This is a genomic window from Plectonema radiosum NIES-515 (assembly GCF_025753815.1).
Lineage (GTDB): Bacteria > Cyanobacteriota > Cyanobacteriia > Cyanobacteriales > Nostocaceae > Hassallia > Hassallia radiosum_A.
Genome location: NZ_JAOWRF010000307.1, coordinates 1 through 8669 on the forward strand (window position 1 = coordinate 1; position 8669 = coordinate 8669).

General features: G+C 38.6%; 5 protein-coding genes and 1 tRNA gene. All 6 read right to left on the reverse strand.

Annotated features, from left to right (window positions below; translation table 11 throughout):
• Window positions 1-283: 283 nt before the first annotated feature.
• Window positions 284-1729: a glutamate--tRNA ligase gene (gene gltX / locus OGM63_RS21665; RefSeq protein ID WP_263747730.1), complete on the reverse strand. Its 1446-nt coding sequence runs from the start codon at window positions 1727-1729 to the stop codon at window positions 284-286.
• 74 nt (window positions 1730-1803) lie between these two features.
• Window positions 1804-1877: transfer RNA gene (locus tag OGM63_RS21670), tRNA-Asp, on the reverse strand.
• Between the two features lie 140 nt (window positions 1878-2017).
• The gene (locus OGM63_RS21675) at window positions 2018-3631 is read right to left on the reverse strand and encodes a serine/threonine protein kinase (protein ID WP_263747731.1); all 1614 of its coding nucleotides are present in this window, start codon (window positions 3629-3631) and stop codon (window positions 2018-2020) included.
• A 60-nt stretch (window positions 3632-3691) separates the two neighbouring features.
• Window positions 3692-5311: a serine/threonine protein kinase gene (locus OGM63_RS21680; protein WP_263747732.1), complete on the reverse strand. Its 1620-nt coding sequence runs from the start codon at window positions 5309-5311 to the stop codon at window positions 3692-3694.
• A 325-nt stretch (window positions 5312-5636) separates the two neighbouring features.
• Window positions 5637-6830 carry an esterase-like activity of phytase family protein gene (locus OGM63_RS21685; protein ID WP_263747733.1) on the reverse strand — a complete coding sequence of 398 codons (1194 nt, stop codon included), beginning with the start codon at window positions 6828-6830 and terminating at the stop codon, window positions 5637-5639.
• Window positions 6831-7152: 322 nt separating this feature from the next.
• Window positions 7153-8628, reverse strand: coding sequence for a TM0106 family RecB-like putative nuclease (locus OGM63_RS21690; RefSeq protein ID WP_263747734.1), 1476 nt, complete (start codon window positions 8626-8628; stop codon window positions 7153-7155).
• Between the last annotated feature and the right edge of the window lie 41 nt (window positions 8629-8669).

An 8669-nucleotide genomic window follows, 5' to 3' on the forward strand; every position in this document is an offset into this window, starting at 1 on the left:
GAGAACTAAATTAAACTTCAGATCGTAGTAAGGACTTTAGTCCTTAAAATGCTTTTCCAGAGCGATAAATCGCTCACTACGAACTCATATTTTATTTTATATTTAATTATGTCCACCTACTTAGTTTTAGATGACACAGCTTTAATTAGCCATTTATATATGTACTGTTGGCACAATTACAACACTCCATCTTTCACCGCAGTATCAGAGTTATAAAAAATATCTCTACCTTATGGATAAAGGCGCACGTTTGTGCGCCCCTACTAAAATCTGGAAGTAATGGCTAATTAACTTCCGTTATAGCCCTACTCAAGCGCGGCAGATCTAAACCAATCTGATTTAGTAGTAACCAAGATTGGATTAAGTCGGGGCCATGAATATCTCCTGTTAAGGCTGCTCGGAGCGATCGCATCACTAAGCCTTTTTTGACTTTTTGCTCTTTCACCACTTGTTTAATAATATCCTGGGCGCTGGCTTCTGAGAGTTGCGGCTGATTTTCTAAAGCTGTGACAATCGCCTCAAGGACAGCAGTAGAACCTTCTTGCTTGAGTTGTGTACTGCCTTCTTCGCTAAATTCAACTGTGTTGCTAAAAAACAGTTGGCTTTGAGCTACTGCATCTACCAAACGAGTCAAACTCTGGCTAATTAAAGTTACTAGCTGCTCTAACCAGGAGCGATCTCTTCCACCATCAAACTTATAGCCAGCCGCTTCCCAAAAGGGTATAAGTAAATCTATGAGTTTATCGACTTGCATTCCGTGGATATACTGACTGTTCAACCAATCCAGCTTGTCCCAATCAAACTTTGCGCCTGCTTTATTTACACGCTCAAACCCAAACTCTTTGGCTGCTGTTTCTAAGGTAAATATTTCCTGGGTTGAGTCTGGAGCCGACCAACCCAATAAGGTCATGTAATTGACTAAACCTTCGGGGGTGAAACCCATTTGCTTGAAGTCAAAGATGGAAGTAACACCGTCCCGTTTGGAAAGCTTGCGCCCATCGACGTTTAAAATCAGGGGTGTATGGGCAAACAAAGGAACTTTTGCGCCAAAGGCTTCATAAAGCAGAATTTGTTTGGCGGTGTTGGCAATGTGGTCTTCTCCTCTGATAACGTGGCTGATTTGCATATCCATGTCATCAACTACAACCGCAAAATTGTACAGTGGCTGACCAATTCCATCTTCTGCGGCACGAGCGATAACCATATCACCGCCCAAATCGCTGCCTTGCCAACTCATGTTTCCCCTTACCAGGTCATTCCAAACAATTTCCCGGTCATCTTCAATTTTGAAGCGAATCACAAAGCTACGCCCTTCTGCCTCAAAAGCTGCTTGTTGAGAAGGGGTGAGGTTGCGATGACGGTTGTCGTAGCGGGGAGCCTCGTTTCTGGCTTTTTGACCTTCTCGCAAAGCCTCTAGTTCTTCGGAGGTGGTGTAGCAGCGATAAGCTAACTGTTTATCTAGCAGGTTTTTTACTGCTTGTTTGTAAATATCAAGGCGTTGGGATTGAAAAAATGGTCCTTCATCCCAAGTTAGTCCTAACCAGCGCAATCCCTCTAGAATATTTTCAGTATATTCGGGACGCGATCGCTCGATATCTGTATCTTCAATTCTCAAAATAAATTTGCCGCCTTGGTGACGGGCAAATAACCAGTTAAATACAGCGGTTCTCGCCGTACCAATATGTAAATTCCCAGTTGGACTCGGAGCAATACGCACTCTGACAGTCACAGCAGATTCTCTCTTCGCTAAAACATGATTAATGTAGCTTAGATTTTGGATTCAATCCAAACTTATTTATTTAACGGGACTGACGGGGCTCGAACCCGCAACTTCCGCCGTGACAGGGCGGTGCTCTAACCAATTGAACTACAGTCCCATAACATTGCACTTTTCCAATTATGCCCATTGTATGTTTGTTTGTCAAGCTTTTTTGGAAATTAGTTATTTGTTAGTGGTTAGCAACCAGTCCCCTTGTCCCCCTTGTCCCCCTTGATCACGCAGTCCCCCTTGTCCCCTTTATCCTATGTGTGGCGTTAATGTCAGATGCCGCAATATATGAGATTGCATTTTTTTATACTCTTGTTTTAAAAGATTTTTACTCAATTGGGGCAGAGATGACGGGGGTAAGCTTTGACTGTGTTCTACCCAGGTTTTCAACATTTGCCGCTGAGTTGGATCAATGCGACTACTAATGACATTGGCACAGGAATGGGGTGCTTCTAAAGTAAATAAAATCAGAGGATAGCGTTCATTTTCCGCTAGTGAAAACACTAATCTCTGATTTTGGGGATTTTGCATATCCAGGTAGCAGGGGAGCCACTTGGGTTCGAGTCCTTTGTTATAAAGTACAGTCAGCCACAGCAGCATGGGATGGGGAGATGTGACAAAGATAAATTGGTTGTAACGAGTACAAAAAGCGTGGTTGTTTATCTCTTGTTTAGACATCATCAACAGTAGTGCTGTGAATCCTTGTTCAACGTTGAGAAGTTGAGGAAAAACAATTTGGTGAATTGGTTTGTCTTGAGGCCAAAATAGTTTCCAACAGGCTTTTTGTACTACTAAAGGTAAGCCACAACCTAACGGGAGGAGGGGGAGAGGGGGAGAGGGGGAAAGTGCGGGAGATAAGGAGTTGCTTTTTCCGTGCGGAGGTTCCCGACGTTGAGGGGACTGTGGAGATAAGGAAGTAATGCTAGCGGTGTAGTCTGCTTTGATTAAAGTGGCAGGCAAGCTCAGACAAGTGGACTGATCTAGTTCTTCTAAGATGTTTAGGACTTGGGTAATATTTTGGGGACGCGAAGAAGGTGTTTTCGCAAGACAAGCCATGATTAAATCATCAAGCTCTTTGGGCAGTTTGAGGTTGGGATTAATATCGGCGATCGCTTTTGGGGCTTCAAAGTGATGTGCTTTATACCAGGCACCAAATAAGTCGGTTTCTGGTTGCCAAGGTTTTTTACCTGTAAGCATTTCATACATTGTTACACCAAGACTATAAATATCAGAGCGATTATCTAATTTTTCTCCTTCTAATTGTTCTGGGGAACAGTAGGGCAAAGTGCCATGAAATCCTGTATTTGTGCTGGCTGTTGCTGAGGATTTGAAAAATTTAGCAATTCCGAAGTCTAAAATTTTTGCTAGCTGACCTAATATCGGATCGGGTATGACTAATATATTGGCTGGTTTAATATCTCTATGAACTAACTGATAAATTTCTTCGTCAATGTTAATTCCTTCATGAGCACATTGTAAGCCCAAACAAATCTGCCGTCCAAGAGTAATAAACATCGCCAAAGATATAGGAATTAAATCTTTTAAACTCTTGCCGCACAGATACTCCATAACGTAGAATGGTTTGCCTTCTTCACTCACGCCATAATCATGTGCCCGGACTATATGTATGCTTTTTTGACTTAAAATTGCACAAGTACGAGCTTCGCGGGCAAAGTCCTCTTGCATCCGAGGATTTGAAACCCTTTGAGAAAGGAACTTGATAGCAACTGGTATTCCCCCTAACAATATATCTGAAGCTAAAAATACTTCACCCATACCTCCCTTACCAATTAGCTGCTTTATTTGATAACGATTGGCAAGCAATTCAGTCTTATTTGGACAAGCAAATGCACTTGTATTCACTTTTAAAACCTCTAATTTCTCGCAAGTATAAAAATATTAGATAAGTCAATTTTGCTATATTTATCTGGATTTAAAAATTAATAATAAATTAGAAAAAACTTTCAAAAGCCAATGTTTTCCATTTAAGTTGCTGTTCTTTTTCTTTTGTGCTAACTTTCGTAAAATTTCTGGTTTAATCTTTTCGTACTCTGTTTTGAGAATAACTTTGGCTTGATTAGAATTAATAACTTCAGGGGAATTTTGACTAAGCTCTAACCAATCTGTAAGTTGCTGACGCTGGTGGCAATTGAGAGTTAAAGTCTTGACATGAGCGCACTTAGTTGGTTCTTCAAAAGCGAAAAATAGTAGATGATAGTAGCCAGTCTCTGCTAATATATGCACTATTTTTTGTCCTTTACTATCTTTCATATCCAAGAAATAAGACAACCACCGTGTTAAAGGCAGATTGGCATTATATAAAACTGTTGTCCACAATATCATTGGATAGATATTTATTTTAGATATAAAATCAGTGCCATTGATTTTATCTAAAAATTTACTAATTTCTTTTTTGGGTAACATTGCCCAAAAAGTTGGTATGGTTCCTTGAGTCGTGTGCAATAAATGTGGAAAACCAATTAGAGCAATTGGTTTATTTTTAGGCCAAACTTGGTGTAAACACTCTTTTTCTGATATTGAAGTAACAGGAACTAATTGCACGGAAGATGCGCTAGTTAAGCTGTTGCTACTATTGGAAGTTTTATTATTAAGCTGTGTTTTTACTTTTTCTAAGGTTGTTAAAATTTGGCTGATATTTTGTGGGCGATCGCTAGGATCTTTAGCTAAACAACTTATTATCAATTGTTCTAATTTATGAGGAATTTTTACTTGAGGATTCACTTCCTCAAAGGTTGGTGGTACTTGAAAGCGATGAGCCTGATACCAAGTGCCAAAAGATTGGCTTGTTGTGTAAAATGGATGCTTTCCTGTTAGCATCTCAAACATCAAAACTCCTAAACTGTAAATATCAGAACGCATATCTAGCAGTTTACGTCCTTCTATATGTTCTGGAGAACAGTAAGGTAAACTCCCAATAAATGAATCTGTAAGTGTCATCCCAGCACGCTCTGTTAAAAACTTGGCAATACCAAAATCAAGAATTTTTATTATTGCTCCTACTTTGACATCTTCAACGATGAATATGTTTTCTGGTTTAATATCTCGGTGAACAACCGGATAAATCTCTGCTTTGAGGCTGATCCCTTGATGAGCACACTCTAATCCTAAACAAATTTGATGACAAAAATCTAAAAATTGCGGTAGCGTTAATGTTTGGTTTTTTAAAAAGGTTTTTAAATTTTTACCCGGAAGATATTCCATTACACAGAAGGGAATTTGTTCTTCGGTAATTCCGTAGCTCAACACCCTGACAATATGTTTACTTTTGCGACCTAATTGAGCTCCAATAAAAATTTCTCTAACAAAGCGCTGGAACATTTGCTGATTTACTAGACTTAACGAAAGAATTTTCACTGCAACTGGCATCCCATTTTTTGCAGTGTCTTCTGCTAGGTAAACTTTACCCATACCACCTTTGCCAATTAAATCTATAACTAAATATCGATTGTTTAAAAATTTTCCTATATAAACATCTAATTCTTTTTTTTGCGTTACCATGCTACTAATTTTATTTGCCACCATAAAACTATTTTTTAACAATAAATAAATTAATTAATCAAACATCGTTTCTATTTAATACTAATTTTATCTTCTAAAAAGATAAAGTATTTTATTGAGTCAATTAGATGAGATGAACAATAGCACAAATAAAGATGAATTTTTGATAAAACCACGGTAAACCTCTATGTAAAAGCTTTTAAACATTGTGTAGCATATTTGTTCAGCAATGCGGATGAGAAATTATACGTAAACGTCAATCAAGGTTAATTAAATTGCCTAAAAATCACAGTAAATACACTGTTAAAATCAATTGAAGATTAGGTATCCTAGTAATACGACGCAGCAGTTAGCGCTTGAAGTTAGGCGGCACTAAACGGCGTAGTAACCTGATAAGCCTTGATTCCATTCTGAGTCTAAAGGCTAGTATTTGAGTGCGTTGCAGAGAATTAAAATTGTTGTCGCTGATAAGAATTAATGAGGGCTGTCCATCAGGTAGTTTTGAACCAAAAGTTAAGCCTTCGATGTTGTCTAGCAACACGTCTAATTTTCTTAAATCTAATAGTAATTTTTTCTGAACTGGTTTAATGCTTTTGATATCAGCTTGCTTTATACTGCCGATATTGTGAATGTCATCGGCTTGTTCTAAAGAAACTTGAAATAAAGCAATATAAAACCCTAAGCCTGTAAAAGTCCGCTCTAAACTAAGGAAGTCACCTCGATTATCAATAGCAAGTAAATCAGGTAAACCGCTAGCAAAATGTTTAGAAATATCCAAAAGCGGTGCAACTGGTTCAGTCTGATAAATAAATTCTTTTTCTAGTTGTTTGGTGAGCAGATTATATTGCAAAATACGGCAAGGACTACTAGTATTTGGTTTAGCTTCTGAACCATCTTGAATTAATGCGTTTTCGCTGGCTGTAAATAGTTTCTTCTCGTTGGGTGTGATGGTGAGGCTTTCAAACCCTAAGTTGTTACGAATACCTTGCTTACCATTTTTATCTGGTAAAAACTTTTCAGGTATTGCTAATGTTGTAATTTCTTTGCCAGAAGACAATAAAAATTCTTTAATAAAAGGATTGATTAATTGGCTAACATCGCCTTCAGAAGAAATAAATACAGTATCTTTACTAGTTAAAGCAATACCTTCTGTGTCTGTTTCACCAGGAGGAAACTTCTGATCATTTTCATTTAACAATGTGGTAACACCCACGGGAACAACGTCGCCATTTGCCAATTTACCTTTGCTCAGGTCTATTTTTAGGGTGTAAAATCGTGCGGGAGCTTTTTTACCACGGTCATCGGATATGGCGTAATAAAGGTTTTTTTTGGGATCGTATGTAATTCCTGATAATCCCCCGATTGCCGTTTTTTGGAAAGTTGCATTATTTGGTAAAGTAGCTTGTCCGATAAAGTCTATGTCGGTTATTTCGACTGCGCTGATGGGTAAGTTATAGAAACAAAATAAGATGCTGATGACGAAAATTGGAATAAAAAGGTAAATAAACTGTTGCAATGTCAAGACTTTTTTAAGTAGCTGCATAATAAGCTATTGTCAAAAGGGTAAAGACACAAATAGGATATCATAAATAACTCATATAGCAATTCCCACATTCATGAGGTACATAATATTGAATTAACTGCTTCGGAAGACAGATAAATGCCGATGGACGCAGATAAATTTGTACCTCCGCAGACTAGTAAATGCTATAACGAATATCTCTTATTAACGTAAGTAAGTATAATGAAATATAATAAAGCTTTTTGCTCATGATGAACGGTATTTTCGTTCTTGGCTTTTGGTAAGGGTTTTAAGCGGATAAAACCCGCAGTTCATCTTGGCTATTTAACAATTAAATTAGCGCTTAATTAGAAATAATTTTATGTTGACGAAGATAATATTCATTTTGAAAAAATTTAGCTAGCCAGTCTTTAACATTATGAGTAGCGCGACAGTCGTCTTCGTTGTAGCGTTGGATAATTTCTAGTAAGGTGCGATCGCCTGTTTCTAACCACCGATCGTACCAGTAAATACACTTGGCACCACTTGCCTCAAAATCCCGCCATTCAAATCCTAACCATTTGGCGATCGCTTTCAATGCATAGCTTTCTATCGGCAATGTAACACTTTGTATCAATTCTTCATATATATCCACAAATCGATTCAATACAGGTGCTACATCTCGCTGCGGAGTGCGGTAAAGTCTTGCCAGTCGTTTAATTGTATCAAATTCGTAAACGCAGAAATGATAAATCGGGGCTTCTGGATATTGCCAAACTAAGTTCAAAAATTGCTGCCAAATTAATTCTTCCTCCTCTGCTTTTTCTGCCAGGAATGAATAAAATTTTTCGGTTTTGGCTTGTCTATCAACGACCAAAACTCCTAAGAGATAATCTAAATTCAAGTCTGGTTGTGCTTCAATATCAAAGTAAATCTCGATGGGCGCTGTAAATGTGATATCTTCTGCTGGTATCGCGTAAGGTAAGAGAAACGGACGATTTTTGACTACTGATTCAGCTTGCACTACCAACTTCAGCGCTACTTCGCTGTCAAACCCAACCAAATTTTCTAGTTTGCTGGGAAGAGTTTTCGCTAGAGATTCTACTGTTGTGATCGAAAGTGCTTGGAGTTGAGTGTAGCGGAGGGGTGTGACTCCTGGTAATAGTGAGAGGTGTTTTTCCTCTTGAGCGATCGCATAACAACTACTGTACCAGTGACAAAGATTACACTTCTGGCGGGCAATAAACACCTCTGGTGGTGCTGATGATTCTAAAGTTTGAATAAACTCTTCCAAAATTGAGAGCATTTGCGGTGTCCATTTAGACAACTCCACCTCATAACTCGTCATTTTAGTACGCAATATCAACCAAGCCGCCTCAGGTTCAACACCTTGCACCGTCCCTAACACCTGAGCGTGAAATGCTGCCGAAACTTGATATTCTTGTTTGGGACGCTTACCTAGCTCGATAGTCGTCGGCACGTACATCCAATCCCCAAAACAAGACTGTCCTAGCTGTTTGAAGAGTAAATCAGGACGCGAAAGCAAAGTGTATTCTTCACCATAAGTAATTAACAACACTCCTTTATAAATGCAATCTACACCCTGCTGCATCAATTCTAAAGTCGCTTTTGCCCCACTTTCCCAGTCTCCATAAGGATAATCAGGTTGGTGATAACTCAAGGGTGTCAAAATACTCTGTTGATGAGCGATTTTGTCTGCGTGCAGTTTTTGCAGCAAGTCATTGGCTGGATCTCGCTGCTTTTTATCACCGTAAATATCTAAAAAAGGTCGCCGCTTACACCGTTGGTATTGCAGCAGATGTTCCGCATTAATTAACATTCCTTTAAGCTAACAAGAATTGGCACTAATCGGAGTAATCT

Coding starts and splice junctions, on each gene's coding strand:
- OGM63_RS21680 (WP_263747732.1), bottom strand. CDS start 5,311: ATGGTGGCAAATAAAATTAGTAGCATGGTAACGCAAAAAAAAGAATTA.
- OGM63_RS21690 (WP_263747734.1), bottom strand. CDS start 8,628: ATGTTAATTAATGCGGAACATCTGCTGCAATACCAACGGTGTAAGCGG.
- OGM63_RS21685 (WP_263747733.1), bottom strand. CDS start 6,830: ATGCAGCTACTTAAAAAAGTCTTGACATTGCAACAGTTTATTTACCTT.